Annotated in this window: 10 protein-coding genes; all 10 read right to left on the bottom strand. The window is 32.3% G+C overall.

The window, feature by feature from the left end; translation table 11 throughout:
* Window positions 1-11: 11 nt before the first annotated feature.
* Entirely contained in the window at window positions 12-1,391 is a 1,380-nt protein-coding gene (locus tag AC2D6V_RS10065; RefSeq protein ID WP_484648011.1) for a sugar porter family MFS transporter, read from the bottom strand.
* A gap of 213 nt (window positions 1,392-1,604) precedes the next feature.
* Entirely contained in the window at window positions 1,605-5,813 is a 4,209-nt protein-coding gene (locus AC2D6V_RS10060) for a hybrid sensor histidine kinase/response regulator (protein WP_484648010.1), read from the bottom strand.
* A gap of 151 nt (window positions 5,814-5,964) precedes the next feature.
* Entirely contained in the window at window positions 5,965-8,010 is a 2,046-nt protein-coding gene (locus AC2D6V_RS10055; RefSeq protein WP_484648009.1) for a cellulase family glycosylhydrolase, read from the bottom strand.
* 94 nt (window positions 8,011-8,104) lie between these two features.
* Window positions 8,105-8,449, bottom strand: coding sequence for a hypothetical protein (locus tag AC2D6V_RS10050; protein ID WP_462923915.1), 345 nt, complete (start codon window positions 8,447-8,449; stop codon window positions 8,105-8,107).
* Window positions 8,450-8,477: 28 nt separating this feature from the next.
* On the bottom strand, window positions 8,478-9,746 hold the full coding sequence (locus tag AC2D6V_RS10045) for a T9SS type A sorting domain-containing protein (protein WP_484648008.1): 1,269 nt from the start codon (window positions 9,744-9,746) through the stop codon (window positions 8,478-8,480).
* 99 nt (window positions 9,747-9,845) lie between these two features.
* Entirely contained in the window at window positions 9,846-10,700 is an 855-nt protein-coding gene (locus AC2D6V_RS10040; protein WP_484648007.1) for a sugar phosphate isomerase/epimerase family protein, read from the bottom strand.
* Between the two features lie 27 nt (window positions 10,701-10,727).
* Entirely contained in the window at window positions 10,728-12,380 is a 1,653-nt protein-coding gene (locus AC2D6V_RS10035) for a sulfatase family protein (protein ID WP_462923918.1), read from the bottom strand.
* Window positions 12,381-12,384: 4 nt separating this feature from the next.
* Window positions 12,385-13,704, bottom strand: coding sequence for a sulfatase (locus tag AC2D6V_RS10030; protein WP_462923919.1), 1,320 nt, complete (start codon window positions 13,702-13,704; stop codon window positions 12,385-12,387).
* Window positions 13,705-13,783: 79 nt separating this feature from the next.
* Window positions 13,784-16,135 (bottom strand): glycoside hydrolase family 3 N-terminal domain-containing protein, encoded by a 2,352-nt coding sequence (locus tag AC2D6V_RS10025; protein ID WP_484648005.1) that lies wholly within the window; start codon window positions 16,133-16,135, stop codon window positions 13,784-13,786.
* A 1-nt stretch (window position 16,136) separates the two neighbouring features.
* Window positions 16,137-18,704 carry a sulfatase-like hydrolase/transferase gene (locus AC2D6V_RS10020; protein ID WP_462923921.1) on the bottom strand — a complete coding sequence of 856 codons (2,568 nt, stop codon included), beginning with the start codon at window positions 18,702-18,704 and terminating at the stop codon, window positions 16,137-16,139.
* Between the last annotated feature and the right edge of the window lie 169 nt (window positions 18,705-18,873).

Here is an 18,873-nt window from a genome sequence, read left to right as displayed (position 1 = left end):
TAAATCTTTGCTTATTCCTTCCAGAATTCTTCAATTTCTTCAAGAGATTTTCCTTTTGTTTCAGGAATATATTTATAAGTAACAATCATTATTATTACAATAAATGCAATAAATATAAAATAAGGCAAAGAACCATTCCAAGTGGCACCATTATTTACTTCACTATCCATCACTACTGGAAAAGATTGTGAAACCACATAATTTGCTGCCCATTGTGCAGCTACAGCTACGGACATAGCAACGCTACGTATTTTATTGGGAAACATTTCTGAAAGTAAAACCCAAACAACAGGTCCCATAGAAAGCGCAAATGAAGCTATGAAAATTAACACGCCCAATAATGATAAAAACCCAACAGATTGTTGTTGTAATGTAATTCCTAATAATAAAAATCCAATAATCATACCAATAGACCCAATGTATAATAATGGTTTTCTTCCAAACTTATCTACTGTGAACATTGCAACAAAAGTAAATATTAGGTTAATAAATGCTAACAATATTTGTTGTGCTAAAATGTCTTCTTTACCAAAACCAAGTGCTTTTTCAAAAATATCAGCACCATAATATAACACAGCATTTATTCCTGTAAATTGTTGTAAAACAGATAGTGTTGTTCCTATAACTATAATTCCAAGTATTATTTTCGAAAAATAATTTACTTTAATATGGCTATCACTAGTTTTAAGCGAATTCTTTATATCTTCTATTTCTTTATTTGCTTGGTCTGCACCATGAATCTTGGTTAATATTACTAGTGCTTCATCATCTTTTCCTTTAAGCGCCAACCATCGTGGGCTTTTTGGAACAAAAAACAATAATATCAAGAATAAACAACTTGGAATTAACTCTGACCAGAACATGTGTTTCCATCCAAATTCTATGTTCTCTGCTTCAGATAAATTATTTCCAATAAAATAAGTAGCCAAAAACACTACAAAAAAGCCAATGACTATAGCAAGTTGATAGTAAGTAACCATTTTTCCTCGTATATCACTTGGTGCAATTTCGGCTATATACATAGGCGCATTCATGGATGCAATACCAATACCCAGGCCTCCAATAATTCTAAATACAACTAATAATGATACAGACTCCGAAAACATAGATGGCAAACCAGAACCATAGGCTGAAATTGAAAATAGCACAGCTGAAATTATTAAAGAGTGCTTTCTGCCAAATCTTATACTTAAAGGACCAGCGACAATGGCTCCAACTAAACATCCTAACAGAGCACTTCCTACTACCCAACCTTTCATTGCTGAGTCCAAATCAAAATGCTTACTTAAATAAAATTGAGCGCCATTAATAACTCCTGTATCGTAACCAAATAGTAATCCGCCTAAAGCAGATACTGCTGTTATTAATAATAAAAAAGTCTTTTTATTCATAATTTGTGTTATAGTTAGTTTACTCTGCTTACAAGTCGTGGATACCCCTCTTCCTTATTTTTAGGAGTTTTATTAAAACATGAAAGCTATGATAACGGGTAATATTATAAATGGTATTGATGTTATACCACAAAAGTAATTCACCTCAATTTTTTTATAAGGGACAAATGGTTATTGGTTTGGGGGTAATGGGTGAATTCAACGAGTAGTTTACTACACAACCTTCTTAAAATTAGAAAAATAACTGCTTGGTGTACTACCAAAGTGTTTTTTAAAGCAGGTTCTGAAATATTTTGGGTCTGAAAACCCTACCATATAAATTATTTCGGTAATAGAATATTTTCCAGATTTAATAAGTTTTGCAGCTTTATTAAGTCGAATAGTTCTTATAAATTCAGATGTGGATTGTCCTGTTATTGATTTAAGTTTTAAAAATAGTGCAGATCTACTCATTCCTATTTCTAAAGCGAACTTTTCAACAGAAAACTCAGTATTATCAATATTCTTCTTAATAATATTAATTGATTTTTCTATAAATTTTTGATCCAATTTATTGGATAATTCCTTCCAAGACTTAGAATTCGAATTCGTTCTAAACTTCTGAATCCATTGCTGTTTGGTACGTAAAATATTATCTAATCTTAATTTTAAAACTTCAATATTAAAAGGCTTCAAAACAAACTCATCAGCTCCAGTTTCTAATCCTTCTTTTTCGTTTTCCAATCCAGCTTTTGCAGTTAAAATAAGTATTGGAATATGACTTGTGTTAATATCAGTTTTTAATTTTTTACACATCTCAATTCCATTCATTTCGGGCATCATTAAATCGCTTATGATGATGTTGGGTATGTTTTTAATTGCCTGCTCTAAACCTTCTTTACCATTATTCGCGGTTAATATTCTATAATCATGACTAAAAAATGTAACCAAATAATCTTGCAATTCTCTATTATCTTCAACGATTAAAAGCAGCGGTGTTTCCTTAGAATGTTCTTTAACACTTTTAATAGATTTTTTCGGTATTAATTGATTTTCCTTAATAACATCAACTCCAATTTTAGTGTATTTAAAATCATACTTTTGAGGTTGTAATTCTATAATAGAATTATTGGAGTATACTGTTTTAGATATGGGTATAGTAACGGTACATGTAGTTCCTTTATGAAACTCGCTTTCAATATTAATTTTCCCTTTATGTATTTCTACTAAATGCTTTATATAGGCCAGCCCTAAACCTGAACCTTCATGAATAGAATTATTTTCTTTTCTGGTTTGATAGAATCGATCAAATATGCTCACTAATTCTTCTTTAGGGATTCCTATTCCAAAATCAATTACTTTAATAATGGCATGCACTTCATTGTTTATAGTTTCTTTTTCAAGACTTACCGTAATACCCTTTCCGTTGGGAGTAAACTTAAAGGCGTTAGACAATAAATTATATAATATTTTTTCAATTTTATCATTATCAAACCAAGCGTCAATTTCTTTTTTTGGCGATAAAAACAAAAACTTAATATCTTTTTCTAATGCAATATCTTCAAATGCTGCAAACACTTCCCCTACAAAGGATACAAGTTCATCATTTTGAACAATTAAATTTAAATTTCCAGATTCTGCTTTTCTAAAATCTAAAAGTTGATTAATTAGCTTGAGTAGTCTATTGGAGTTTTTATACATTATTGAATTTAACTTCGGAACATCTTTGGTATTGACCTGCCCATTCATAATTTGACTCAAGGGACCAACTATTAAAGTTAAAGGTGTTCTTAATTCATGAGATATATTAGTGAAAAACTGAAGCTTCATCTGGTTCATTTCTTCAGAATTTTCATGGATAGCACTTTCTATATCCAGTTTGCTCTTTAAGCGTATCTGATTTAAACGAATTTTAACAAAACTGTATATAATGGCAAGCGTTAACAATGAAAAAAGCAAAATAGCTAGGGTTGTTAAATACCAAGGTTTATTTATCACAACCGATATCTCTTTTGGTTCATCTGTCCAAATACCAACACTATTAGAGCCATAAACTTTAAATATGTAATTTCCTGGCGGCACATTAGTATAAGATGCAAACCGTCGTTCATTTCCTTTAGAGTATTGCCATTTTTCATCAAATCCTTCTAATATATACTTATATTGATTTTTTTCAGGATTGGAAAAATGCAAGCTTGAAAAAATAAATTCCATAGAATTAAGATTATAAGGCAATACAATCTTTTTGGTTTCATTAATACTATTTTTTAAAATTACCTTTCCGTTTCTTTCCTCTAATGGATGGACAATTTCATTAAAAAGTTTAAAATCTGAAATAATTAGTTGCGGTTTTATTTCATTTACAGAAAGCTTATCAGGTTGAAAAAATGTAATCCCATTTACGCCGCCACAAAGCATCATCCCAGAAGTGGTAAACAACATGGCATTATCCTTAAACTCGCTAACATTAATTCCATCTTGGTTTTCAAAATAAGTAACCTCTCCAGTTGTTGGGTTAAGTTTAGAAATCTCCCTAACGTGCAACATCCATATATTACCTTGTTTGTCTTCCTTTATTTGATAAACAACATCACTTGGAAGTCCTTCGTTTGTAGTATACTGTTTGAAATTTAATGTATTATTTGAAATTTCAATTTGATTAAGTCCTCCACCAAATGTACCGACATATAAATGACCATCACTTGCTTGAAAAGCATCCAAAACATAATTATTACTTAAACTGTTTTTATTCTTAGGGTCATTTAGATAACTCGTATAAGCAATATTACCTGCATCATCTTGTTTTAGTTTATTTAAACCTCTAATGGTTCCTACCCAAATATCACCATTAGAATCTTCAAGTATATCTCGAACGAAATTGTTTGATAAGCTATTTGTATTGTTTAATTCATTTTGATAATTAACAGATGTATACGATTCGTTTTGTTTATCAAAAGTGATTTTCGCTATGCCTTTCTTCCAATATCCAACCCAAATATTTCCCATTTTATCTTCTTCAATAGCAAAGACTGGACTTTTAATAAGGTTACCCTGTTTATCTCTTATATCATTGAATTTTTTAATATCAAATGCTTCTGAATTATTTTTAAAGCTTATTTTGCTTAACCCTGTTTTTGCACCTACCCAAATGTTGTCTTCGCGATCATTCATCAATCTTTTAATCTCAAAAAAATCTTCAACATCAAATTGTTTATGGGTTTTTGCAAGATAATTATAGTCCCAAACCTTATTTGACTTATTAAATAAACTCCTTTCAATTTCTTTACCCTTTAGTATTGCTAAACCACCTCTACCTTGAGTACCTAGCCAAATATCACCTTTAGAATCTTCGCACATTGTAAGAATGGGATACTCATGAAAAACAGGAGATTGCTTTTCAGAATTGTTTAAAAATTCGTTAGAATTCAAAAATGTATTGTTTTCTAAATCCATTTTGTACAATCCGTGGTTTAAGGTTCCTAACCATAGAATATTAGTGTTATCAATCATTAATTGTTGCGCTTGTTGAATGGCAATCTCTTTTCTATGACTTGAATTTAAATTGTGTTTTTCACCAGTCTGAGTATCATAATTTAATAATATCCCATTCCCAGCAACCCAAATATGCTGTTCTTTATCAATAGCAATGGCTAATTTTTTGAAATTTTTATCTGAAAACCCTGAACTATTATCCGAAAGGCTTATTAATTCCCTATCAATAACCTTAAGCTGATTGTTTAATCGAATTTTAAGGAGTTGAAGTCTATTACTTACCACCCAAATGGTGTTCTTTGGATATTCAATAAAATTTACAGGATAACTCGAGTCAAATTCAAACCCCGTAATGTCTGTACTTTGAATTTTAATTTCTGGCACATTTGTGATTTCATTTACCTCTACTAGATGTAATTTTATTTTTCTTTCAGGAGTGAAAAACCAATGCTTCCCGTTTATTGCCGGAATAACACTTTTAATGAGCAAACTAAAGTTGTTTGCCTCATTCATTACTTCTTCAAATAATAAGCTACCATCAATAGCTATCCGGAAAAATTTAATGCCTTTAGAGGTGTTAATAAAAAGAACTCCAGAAGATGATTGATAAATATGATCTATTTCACTTGCATAATCAGATGCATTTGGGTTGTCAAAATACACATCTATTTTTCCTGTCCTTGGGTCAATTCTATTTAATCCAGCATCTGTAGTTCCTGCCCATATATACCCATCTTTATCCTCAAAAAGACTAATAATAATATTACTACTAAGACTATTAACGTCATTTAAAAAGTTATAATGGACCATAGAATAGCCATCGTATTTATTAATGCCATTGTACGTCCCTACCCAAATAAAACCATTACTATCTTGAATAATACTTTTTACAGTATTTTGTGAAAGTCCTTCAGTGCCCGATATTTTGTTTAATTGTAATTGTGCGTGCAAAGAAACACAACTATATAAGCTGACTATAAAAACAATTTGTTTAAATAAATTAGACATTATGAGCTCTCAAATTATATACGGCTAAAAACTTACTCAAATATAAGGTAATAGCATAGGTTTTATTACTTCTTTACAAACACATTGCTTAATATTATCTAGCTACAACAATCTTTTTATGCCTTAAAACTTTATTATCACTTGTTGTAACTTGTATTAAATATATACCATTCTCCAAATTATTAGTATTTAATTTTATACTATTAATATGCTTAGGCGTATATTTAGTAATAATTCTACCATTTATATCAATTATTCTTATGTGTTTTATCTTTTTATCTGAAGATGCTAACTTTACATTTACAAAATCATGACTTGGGTTTGGAAACAATACAACTTCATTATTCAATTCAATAGTATTTGTAGATAATGTATTATCAATAGAAAATTCTAAATCATCAAAATAATAAATACCAACCTCATTTCCCACCATTGTCTGTACTTGAATGGATGAGGTATTTGCAGGTATAACATATTCAAATTCAAAGGGTGATGCAGGGTAGTTTGTTGATAAATTTATTATAGGTGATACCGATAAAACATTAGAGCCATTAACAATAGCCTTTATTCTAATCTTGAAGGTTTGGGCTCCAGTAGATGCTTTTACATAAGCTTTAACTGTTATAGTTTTGCTTGTTAAATCGCTTGTGTATTCTTGATTTCTTAAAAGTACACTGTTATAATTATCTGCTGTGGTTACATCAATTTTTCCACTTATATTTCCTGATCTAGAATCTGTTGTTCCATCAGAGAATGTAGCAACCGCTAATGATGTTCCTGCTACAAAAATGCCCCAATTGCTATTAAAACCACACTCAAAATTTGGATTCATAATAAGTTGCGTAGAATTGTCACAGCTTGTACTTGTACCTAGTAATGCACTCTTTAAATCTTCTACCCAAATAGTGTTATCTACAACTGTACTTATATTTGTGCTTTTAGGGTTATAACTTATTACCGAAAAATTATTAATATTATAATTTACAGAAGAAGGACTATCTTTTCTCATGTGGATTGTCTTATTAGATTTTGGTCCAGAATCCCATGCTGCAAATGAAAACCCTCTATTAATCGATTGTTCAGCAATAAATCTATGATATTCTACTCTAGAGGCATTATCCGGTCCGCCATCAGCAAATCCAGTAGCATTAGTTCCAATAGTTCTTAAATCTCCCGTACTATAGTTATAACCACCAGTATTATCAGCACCAAATTCTCCAACAAAGACAGGTATGTTATTTGTTGTTGCCCAAGTTAAAACATCATCAAATCTAGTTGTTAAAGTACTTTTATCACCAACAGTTCCCCAAGATTCAACATCTCTAGAATCGGCACTTGAGCTTGTGAAATTAAACGGTTGGTAATAATGAAAAGTTGCTATTAAATAACTATCACCAGAAATAATTGAAGGTTCAATTTGCAAAGGCGCATTATGAGATGTAGCTCCACCTCCAGTAATAATAACATTCCTAGTTCCATTACTTCCACCAGACCCTCTTATAATAGCTAGTATATCAGTATTTAGTGTATTCATTTCAGCAGCACTCATCTCAAAATAAGGCTCGTTGATGATTTCAAACAATAAGTCATCTGCATGATTTTTAAAACGATCTGCCACTTGAGTCCAAATACCTCTGAACTTTTCATTATCCGCTGCTCTTCTTGCCGAAGTTGGGTTTGTATATTCCGGTTCCCCAGAATCAAATGTGTATAAAAATTCAGATTTTAAATCAGCTCCGTGAAAGTCTAATGTTACAGTTAAATCGGCTAATAATGCCCAATCAATAACCTCTTCAATTCTGTCTAAATAGGTAGAAAGCACTACATAATCTGCTGGCGTACCTGTGTAACTCCCCGAAGTTCCAGCAGTTGCAGAATACCCAGAAGTATCTCCAGTTGTTCTAATCCCAAAAAAATCCATAGGTATTCTTACATTAGTAAACCCTGCGGAAGCTACATCTATGAAATATTGCTGCTCAACAACTTCAGCCCAGTTCCCTTCTACAGGAGCACTAAAAACGTTACCAAGGTTTATACCTCTTCCCATTTGAGCAACCATATCTGAAGGTGATGTTTGAGCAAATAACACAAAAGACACGAGATTGATTACTAAAAATAATAAGACTTTATTTTTCAACATAACACCGTTTTATAAAATAAGGCCAATGCTAGTGCATTGACCTTATTAGCTATTAATCTAAATGATAATTTACTAATAAATTAATTTTTAACTTTTATTCCTTTTTTTTGTTCTGTCCTTTTAACAATCCATTAATCGCATTAATTTCTTCTTTAGAAAACATGACTGACAATTTATCATTGGTTTCTTTAAATGACTTCTTGTAAATCATTTTCTTTTCTTCATTTGATAAATCATTGCCTTTTATTTGTTTTGAAGTTTCTTCATATTTTCCTAACAAAATAGCATACAGTAAAGTTTTTTGACTGTCATTTAAATCCATCTTATCGGCTATATGCTGTGCATTTGTGGTTGCTTTTTTTTCTTGATACGACGGTTTTTGTGCATTAGCTGTAGTTAAAAAACCACATAATATTATTAGTGCAATTATTTTTTTCATTTCTATTAGTCTTAAATGTTTAAATAAATTAATTGGCTTTTATAAATTTTTTCGTTGAAACAGAGCCATTCTCATTAACAATTTTTAGAACATATGTTCCTGATGGTAATGTTGAAACGTTTAACTTATTTGAAACTCCATTTTGAATAACAACAACTTGACCTAAGAAATTAATTGCTTTTATACTGGCAATATTTGAAGCCGAGTCAATAGTTAAAATATCTGATACAGGGTTAGGGAATAATCTAATGTTTTTGTCATCTAAGAAAGTTACATCATCAACACCCAATGATGTACCTGTTATTATTGTTACGATATTATCAATTAACACAGAGGCTCCATTCTCTCCTCCAAAAATATTTAAACCCAATTCAATGTTACTATACGTTTCAGCAGCAAAATTAGAAACATCTCTACTTACAGAATAAGAAGCATAAGCAGCTGTCGCAATATTATTTGCGGCAAAAGTTGTTCTTGTGCCACCGCCTACAATAGCCATTTTCCAGCGAGGAGCGACCGTGATGTCAGCAGTTGAAGTCGCTTTCATATCCCAACTTACCGTAACAGTTTCATTATAAACAACAGCTGGACTAATAGGGAATGCATAATTATTCCATAATAGGGCTTGTCCACCAGGAACACTATTTCCAAAATCTATTCTAGCAGCCTGAACACCTTCAGTTGCATCATTTGTAAACGTAGCCGTCGCCAAAGAACCATCTCCAGTAAGTGTCCAAGGTACAACACTTGAGGTTGTATCTTCAAATCCAGCGTTTTCTACAAAACCATTATAACTAGTCCCTCCGCTTGAAACAAACTCCACAATGGTAATTGATTCTATACGTAATGTACCTGTTGTAGGTTGTCCTTTAGCTCTAATACCAATTCTATCTATCGTACCACTGTTTGGTCCTGTTGGTATGTTAACAGTATAAGTATTAGTAGCTGACATTGCTGGAGCTGTAAAATCTTGCTTAGTTGCCGTTCCTGCACTCGTACTTCCTGTTAAATAATTAAGTACTTGAAAAGTTGCAAAATCTGTAGTGTTTTCCATAATAATTTCAACTGTAGTATAACTCGACTCGGCCAAATTCAGCCCGTCTGAAGATCTAGCACCTCCAAAATTTCCAATAGCACTAATTGTTAAATCACCAGAAGCAACTGTTAAGGTTGCTGATCCAGCAGCTTCCCACCCTTCAGCATTCCCATTGGAAGAAAAATTATACTGAATATCTTGTGCCACTATAGCATTTGTTGTGAAGCAAATTAATGCGAATAAAGTGTAAAGTTTTTTCATATTATTTAGATTTATAGTTGTTACGTAAAACTACTAGTAACGCCGATATTTAAAGGGGAGAAATGGCTATTTAAAAGGGAGAAATGGTTTTACTATTATTTAATCTACAAAAAGTATTTGTAAACCTTTTAGATTCTTTTTTAAAGTGAGTTCTACGTCTTCACTTTTCACGTGCCCTAAAACACCAAAAGGTCCTTTATAACCTAACTTAACTAAAAAATTAATCATCTCCTTTTCAAGGTTCCCCTCACCAATAGGAATGATTTTAGGTCCACCTTTTTTCATGCCATTTAAATTAACACACCATAAAAAAGGCTGTATTTTTTTGATATTACTTCGGTATTTATCTAATTGATCATGTGCATGATGAAAATTATAGATTATACCAATTTCGTGTTGCGGTAAACGCTTAATAATTTCTAATTGATTTTCGGGTTCTCCAAACCAACCGCCATGATTATACAATGCAATTTTACAACTGACTTTTTGAGCTCTTTTAGAAAGATATGAAATCATGTCATGAGCTTTTTTAAGGGATTCGGATTGAGTTAAACCTCCAAAATATTCAGCATCAATTCCTATCCAGATTTGGGTGGATAATCCTGTATCTTTTAAACTTTCAAACACCATTTCATTTGCTAGTTTAAGATTTAGCAAGGTATCTTTATTGTTTATATAAAGCCAAACAGCGCTAATTTCGATGCCTTCGTCTCTAGCTAGATTTAGCTCCTCTTTCATGGTTTCGACATGCTTTTTTCTACCACCAAAAGCATATTGACTAAAACCAAGATTTTTTATCATAGCCACCCGTTCTGATGGGGAGCGTTCTAATTTATCAAAAGCAACTATAGACCACGGAATGAGATTTTCAACTCTAAATGGATCTTCAGCTTTATGACATGAAAAAATCAGAATTAGGAGTATAGCTGATAAAAACAAATTTCTCTTAATCATGATTTTAGTTTAAAAAGATAATTTACTCTAATCTTCTTTTTTAGTTAAAATCTGTTGTACAGATTCTTCATCCTTAATGTCATCTACAATTCTACCAAAATCAGTATCGGTTATTTTTCTAAAATCTACTAAGCTTTTATTATCTTCAAATTTGATCATTAAGTTTTTTAATTTCTCCTTTAGCTCAGCTGTCACCTCAGCATAATCAGGATTATTATAAATATTATTCACTTGACTTGGATCTTTTTCTAAATCATATAATTCCCAAACATCAATATTGTAATAAAAATGAGCTAAAGTATATTTTTGGGTTCTTATACCATAATGTGGTTGTACATGATGCCAAAATGGAAACTCATAGTAATGGTAATACATTCCGTCTTGCCAATCTTTAGGTGTTTTGCCTTCTAAAATTGGCACAAAACTAGTTCCTTGCATTTTTTGAGTGGTCGATATTCCTGCTAATTCTAATAATGTAGGTGCGAAATCAATATTTGTAATAATATCTTCATTAACACTTCCTGGCTTTACTCTTTTGGGGGCTTTCACCATAAAAGGCATTCTTAAAGATTCCTCGTAAATAAACCGTTTATCGAAAAAACCGTGATCCCCTAAATAAAACCCTTGATCCGAAGTTAAAACGATAATCGTATTTTCTTCAAGGTTGTTTTCTTTCAAATAATTTAAAACTCTACCAACATTATCATCAACCGATTTTACACAAGCTAGGTAATCTTTTATATAGTTTTGATACCTCCATTTTCTTCCTTCTTCATCACTCATCCCATCTGGTTGAACTATCTCCCCTGGTTTAGCACCATAGAAATCCCATTTAATACTTTCTTTTCCTTTCTTAATATCTTTTGGACGCTCTAACTTCATATCTCTACGACTAAAATATTCCATAGTCATTTCCGTATCCCCAGCCGTCTTTTCACGCCCTTCGTAAGTATCATTAAAGGTTGCTGGATAAGGCATTTCTATATCATCCCATAATGTTTCATACTTTGTGTCTGGTTCCCATGGTCTATGTGGCGCTTTGTATTGTAGTATCATTAAAAATGGTTGCTCAGAAGTTTTTGTAGAATCGAGCCAAGTCAATGCAAAATCTGTACTTAAATTAGTAGAATAGCCTTTTTCTTTAACATCGGTTCCATTATCATTAAAAAGAGGATCCCAATAATGGCCTTGTTGACCTGCAGAATTATGGTATTTAAAAGTATCGAATCCAACAGGTTCTGTACCTAAGTGCCATTTACCAAATAAGCTAGTTTCATAGCCTTGTTTTTGAAATTCTTGTGGAAACGTCCATTGTTCTGCATTAAATTTTCCTCCACTTTCATTTTTGTAGTACCCATTTAAGTTACTATAATTACCTGTTAATATAGCGGCTCTACTTGGTCCGCAAATAGCATTAGTAACTAATACGTCTTGAAATAACATGCCTTCCTGAGCAATTTTATCAATATTAGGCGTTGGTGCAATATCTTTATAAATCCCGCCATAGGCACTTATAGCCTGGGTTGTTAAATCATCTGCCATGATGTAAATAATATTTGGCTTCGTGGTTGATTCTACTTTTTCTGAAACATTTGTATTAGACTTTGCTGTGTTACAAGAATTCAAAAACCCCAGAAAAAGAGTTAACCCACAAAAGGTTTTTATAAAGTTATCTTTCATTTTGTTATTTTTTTAATCTGTTATTTAAAATTGTACTCAAGCTATCTGCAGTTCCACTGTAGGATGCTTCAATTGCCAAATTTCTGTTTTCGTCTGAATCGTTATTATGATCGTAGAGCATTCTGGCTATTGTTTTATCATTTCTTTGCCATTCTGTATAGAATAAATTATCAGCAATTAAGGTTTCACCTTTATGCCAACGCGCCAACGCCGTGTTTTTAAATACTTTTGAAGGCGTTTGCAAGGCTTCAACCAAAGATTCGCCATCTAAATGTGTTGGACTAGGAATGTTTGCCAATTCGCATACAGTTGGATATAAATCTACCGATTCAGCAATTGAATTTGTACGCTTATCTTTCGGAATATTGGAAGCACTTATTATTAAAGGTACTTGAAGCGCCACTTCAAAATTACTATGCTTTACCCATAGTCCATGTTCCATTAAGCTCCAGCCATGATCACCCACTAAAACAATAACTGTATTGTCTCTTAATCCCAAATTTTCAAGTTCTTTTAAAACTTTACCTACTTGTGCATCCACATAACTTACAGAAGCATAATAGCCGTGTATAAGCTTTTTTGCAACATCATCAGATACTTGTCCTTTTTTAGGAATATCTTTATAATATCGTAATTCTCCCCAAGAATGGTTGGCTATTTCTGGCGCAGACTTTGGGAAAGACTTATTTTTTGGTAAGGCTATTTCAGATTCCTTGTATAAATTCCAATATTTTTTTGGCGCATTAAATGGTAAGTGGGGCTTTACAAAACCAACAGCCAGAAAAAAGGGCTTCCCTTCAGCTTTTAATTTTTTTAAGTCTGAAATTGATTTGTTTGCCGTTTTACCGTCATAATAAGCATCATCTTCAACATCTAGGCTTTCATAAGCATAACCATGTTGACCATTTTTTTCTAAACTTATATTCTCTTTAGATTGATAATCACGCCAACCTTTCACATAAGGATACCATTCCTCATCCCATTCTTCAATATCTCTCTTTAAATGCGTTATTTTATTATTGCTAATAGTCGTGTATCCTTGATTTTTAAAATGCTTTACCAATGTTAGAATATTGGGAGTTTCCTTTTTAATACTCGCATTAAATTTTAAAAAACGGTTTGCTGTAGGTCTTATTCCTGTTAAGATACTAGCCCTAGATGCTCCACAAACGGGTACATTACAGTAGGCTCTATTAAAAGTGACACCTGATTTAGCTAAGGCATCAATATTGGGACTAATAATTTGACTTTGTCCATAAATACTTAATTCAGGACGTAAATCATCCATCATTAAAAATAATACGTTTTTTTTGGTAGAAGTCAATGTGTTATTTTCCTTAGTTGTCTTACAACTTAAAAGAATCAAAAGACATGTTATGACAACTAATTTACATTGTTTCATTTTATAATTCAATTCTGTTATTTACTTCTAAAGTAGTTAATTTTAAATCTTTGTCATTTGAAGAAGATCCTGTCATTATAATAAACTCTCCAGGCTCTACACAATATGCCATATTGATATCATAAAAAGCCAAACTTTCGGCATCTATAGTAAAACTTACTGTTTTTGTTTCACCTGCTTTTAATGCAACGCGTTGATAGCCTTTTAGTTCTTTTACAGGTCTTGTAGCACTACTAACATTGTCTCGGATATAGAATTGAACGATTTCCTCTCCATCAATTTCCCCAATATTAGTTACATCAACTGAAACTATTATATCTTCGTCTTGTTTGAATGTCATACTTGACAATTTTGGTGCGCTATAAATATATTTAGTATAACTTAAACCAAATCCAAATGGGTATAAAGGCGTGTTTCTTTCATCAGCATATTTATGAAAATAAGCGGATGGTTTGTGGTTGTAAATCATTCGTAACTGTCCAACATTTCTTGCGACAGTTAATGGTAATTTACCGCTTGGATTAATATCTCCAAATAAAACTTCAGCAACAGCTTGTCCACCCATATTACCAGGTTCCCAAGACTCTATAATTGCAGGAATATTTTCTTGCAACCAAGGTTCTGAAATTGGCTTTCCATTAACCAAAACAATTATTACTGGTGTTCCTGTTTTTTCAATAGCCTGAACTAATTCTAATTGCTTGCCAAACAAATCTAGGTTGGCACGACCCATGTTTTCTCCAGCAGTCTTATCTTTCCACTTATAACGCATTGAATTATCACCAACCACCACAACCGCATAGTCGGCCTCTTCAGATTTTTTAGCTGTTTCATTAATTTTAGAATCCTCAATGTGTCTTATACTTTCACCCGAATCAAAAAAGTTTACTTCATACCCTTTAGTTTCTCCTAAATTTTTTATGCCTTCGTAAATAGTTGTTACATTTTTGTCTGGTTGTACCGCATGCCAGTCACCTAAAATGGATTGATTATTTGCATTTGGCCCTGTTACAAGAATTTTCTTTTTTGAAGCTGTTTCTTTTAACGGAAGTAAGCCATTATTTTTAAGTAGTACAATACCTTTTCTTGCAGAACTTAAAGCAATCTCTTTATGCTCCTCTGTAAAAAGTGATTCATCAACCTTCTCTAAATCCACAAAACGGTTTTCAAATAACCCAAGTCTAAATTTTGCAGATAATATTTTACGGCAAGCATCATTTACACGACTTTCAGCAAGTTCCCCTTCTTTTACCGAAGCTATAATAGCGTCTGTAAATTTTGGTCCATGCATGTGCATATCCATACCAGCATCGACAGATAAATAAGAAGCTTCTTTCATATCTTTGGCAACATGATGTAATTTATCAATACGTTCAATATCTAGCCAATCACTTACATAAAACCCTTTGAAGCCCCATTCGTTTCTTAAAACGTCTGTCATTAACCATTTACTCATATGAGATGGAACACCGTTTATCTCATTATGTGCTCCCATAATGGAATACAAACCGGCATCAATAGCTTTTTTGTATGGTGGTAAATGCACTTCTCTTAAAGTACGAATAGATATATCTGCTGGTGCAGCGTTTAAACCATTAATAGACTCACCACCAGCAATCATGTGTTTAGCACAGGCAATTACTTTTTCGGTTCCTGTAAAATCATCTTGCTGAAATCCATTAATCATAGCAGCTCCCATATTACCAACCAAAAAAGGATCTTCGCCTAAGGTTTCTCCAACACGTCCCCAGCGCGGATCTCTTAATATATCTATATTTGGTGTAAATGTCCAATGGCTTCCAGTAGCTCGCATTTCTTTAGCCGTTTGTTTTCCAATCGTATATAAGATATCATCATTCCAAGTAGAAGCCAGCGCTATTGGTGACGGATAAACAGTTGACCCAGACACCAAAGCATTACCATGTATAGCATCAATCCCAATTAATACTGGGATTTTTAATGGTGATTTAAGGGCCAATTCTTGTAATAAATTAGCTTCCTCTGCGGTTAAAACATGTAAAAAGGAACCAATCTTTCCTTCTTCACACATTTTTGAAACATCATTAACAGAAAGTGTTTTATAAAAACCTTGAGCATCATTATTTTCTTTATCGTCGTTAGGGTTTCCTTGTTTCATATGCTCCAATCCAACAAATTGGTTCATTTGATATACTTTATCTTCTAAAGTCATCCTTCCCATTAAATCGTCTATTCTTTTTTCAATAGGTTGTGATGGATCTAAATATAAAGGACTTGAATCTGACTTGTTTTCATTTGAACTTTGTGTACAAGAACTAAACATAGTTAATATGAAACTTAATAAAGCTCCTTTTATAATTGCTTTTTTAAACATATTATTCGTTTATATTTTTAATGACGTTATAAGCAGGTGTTGGCTGAAATTTTGAATCGTAAATGGATTGAAAAGCACCTTCTTTTCCTTTTTTAATGCGCTCTCCCATATCCCAAAGATTAAGTGTTACAACACCTGTTTTTGTTTTCTCTTGTAAAAGCTTAACTAATTTTTGATAAAATGTAGCTTGATTTTTGAAACCTACTTTTAATTGAGTTAAATCATCAATAAAATAATCGAGTTCGGTTACATGAAACTCTAAACTATTTTGATGCGCCCAATCTATTAATTTTGATAATTTTTTTAATTCTACGTCCGTATTCTCCTTTAATGCTTTTGTTGTTGGACTAAGACCTATATGTCCTTGCCATCCAAAACCATCTACACGATAGCCTTTAGACCTTATATACAATATGGTTTCTTTTAACTTATCCCACATTTCGGCTTGCATTCCTGCATTTTGATTATATACCAGCTTAATATTGGTAGCATGTTTTGTGGCAATTTCAAAAGCTTTTAAAATATAAAGCGGATAGCCGTTTTCATCTAATCCCATTTTTAACCATGGGTTTTCCCATTTATTAGTACCCTCTTTGGGTCCGAACCATTTCCCATTAGGAAGTATGGTTTCGTTTACAACATCCATCCATTTTACAGTAGGTTCACTATTAAATTTTATTGCAAAAGCTGTTGCAAATTCAGTCATGATTTGATCCAATTCTTTCGGTGTTCTGTGATCTTCTTTAGCCCATTTTGAAGCTTGAGGACTAATTGGTCCATGCAGACGAACTTGTAAATCATGTTTTTGGGCTAAACTTATAAAGTCATCGATTTGCTCCCAATTCCATACTTTGGGTTTAGGATGAATTTTAGTTTGTTTTGCAGCATTGCCTGGTGTTAGGTAATTAAAATCTTTTAAAAACAGCTTTTCTTTTATAGTGTTAAGCTCATTATGATTCAGTGTAGCTCCAACAATTATAGTATTGGAACTCCTCTTTGCACTCTTGCTTTTTAATAACTCTGAATTAAAATACGTTTTAGAATAGCCTATCAATTCTTCTTGAATCGTTTTATATTCAGCACGCCCAAAATGGTTGGTGGTTTCTAAAGGGTCTTTACTATAATCGTATAATTCTTGGGCAACAATATCATTAGAAGTAATTAACTCCGTGCTTTTCTTTTTATCAATCCAAACCGTATATCTATAAGTTTCTGTTCTAAAACTGTAACCTGTTACTTTTCCTTTATGCCATTGGCTTACGGCATATTTCTTTACTACATCATTTGATTGATTTATTAATGGCAATAGGCTTTTACCATCTAAATTTTCTGGAATATTTAATCCTGATAACTCACAAAGTGTTGGGAAAAGATCTACAAATTCAGTAGGCGAGTTTACTTTTACTGATTTGTTGCCATTTGGCACATATACCATTAATGGTGAACGCGTAGCCTGCTCGAAATTAGAATGTTTGTTCCATAAACTATGGTCACCCAAATGCCAACCATGATCACCCAAAACTACAATAATGGTGTTTTTATCTAAGTCCTTTTGCTTTAATTTTTCAATGATTTTCCCAACTTGGACATCAACAAAACTTACACATGCATAATAGCCGTGAATGAGTTTTTTTTGAAGATCTTCATCCATATCCAAAAGATTCTCTTCATTAAGCTTATACTCAACTTCAGGTGACAGATAACTTCTCATTTCGCCAGAATTGTGATAAGCCAAATCAGTGCCATTTTTAGATTGTTTCTGAAAAGCCGCCAATTGTATGGCATCTTTATCATATAGGTCCCAGTATTTTTTAGGTGCAACAAAAGGTAAGTGAGGTCTTTTAAAACCAACGGCTAAAAAGAACGGTTTGTTACTATCTTTACTAACTTCATCCAATAAAGACAAAGCACTAACTGTAATAGCGCCATCGGTATAAGCTTCATCTGGTACGTTACTAATTTCAAAGGGCGGTTTGTATCGATCTCTAACATATTTATTAATATTAGAAACCCCTTTGTCTTTAGCTTCTTTTCTTAATGTAGTAATATGCTTTTTGATTTCCTTATTTTGATAGTATCCTAACTCGGGTTTTCCAAATTCATCGGGGTAATTTAAATCCGCTTCTTTTATAAATGGGAGACTCCATGAAGGTTTATCTCTAAATTCATCAACACAACGTGGGTCGTAAATTTTACCGACTCCGGCAGTTATATAACCATTTTCCTTGAAATACTGTGGTATGGTTAAAATGTTAGGATTTATATCCCTCATTTTGGTTTTTAAATCTCTAACCTTTGTGTAATCTGGTCGTTTACCTGTAAGTAAGCTAGCTCTAGATGGCCCGCAAACAGCTTGTTGTGTATGATTATTTGTGAAGATAGTAGCATTATTAGCCAATTTATCTAATATTGGAGTTTTAGCAAATTCATCTCCAAACGCGCCAATTGTTGGTTTTAAATCATCAATTGCTATAAAGATGACATTGGGTTTCCTTGTGTCCTTAATACCTTGTGCAGATATGTTTAAAGCAACGAAGAAAATAGGAAATATGAAAATTAGTTGTTTCATCAATCTATAGCTATTACTTTTTGTTAATCAATTAGGTTTAACCAACAGTCCTATTGTTGGTTTATAAAAAGGCTTTATTGAAAGCTTAAATTATAGAGCTATCCATTTTATAAGACAGCTCTTTAATTAACTGACCAATTCAAAAAATTAATTCATTGTTTTTGTGATA

The sequence above is a fragment of the Algibacter sp. YIN40 genome (genome assembly GCF_057219435.1).
Note: the sequence above shows the minus strand (reverse complement) of the source record. Positions and strands in the feature narration are given on the sequence as shown.

Coding starts and splice junctions, on each gene's coding strand:
- AC2D6V_RS10065 (WP_484648011.1), bottom strand. CDS start 1,391: ATGAATAAAAAGACTTTTTTATTATTAATAACAGCAGTATCTGCTTTA.
- AC2D6V_RS10025 (WP_484648005.1), bottom strand. CDS start 16,135: ATGTTTAAAAAAGCAATTATAAAAGGAGCTTTATTAAGTTTCATATTA.
- AC2D6V_RS10035 (WP_462923918.1), bottom strand. CDS start 12,380: ATGAAAGATAACTTTATAAAAACCTTTTGTGGGTTAACTCTTTTTCTG.
- AC2D6V_RS10050 (WP_462923915.1), bottom strand. CDS start 8,449: ATGAAAAAAATAATTGCACTAATAATATTATGTGGTTTTTTAACTACA.
- AC2D6V_RS10045 (WP_484648008.1), bottom strand. CDS start 9,746: ATGAAAAAACTTTACACTTTATTCGCATTAATTTGCTTCACAACAAAT.
- AC2D6V_RS10020 (WP_462923921.1), bottom strand. CDS start 18,704: ATGAAACAACTAATTTTCATATTTCCTATTTTCTTCGTTGCTTTAAAC.
- AC2D6V_RS10055 (WP_484648009.1), bottom strand. CDS start 8,010: ATGTTGAAAAATAAAGTCTTATTATTTTTAGTAATCAATCTCGTGTCT.
- AC2D6V_RS10040 (WP_484648007.1), bottom strand. CDS start 10,700: ATGATTAAGAGAAATTTGTTTTTATCAGCTATACTCCTAATTCTGATT.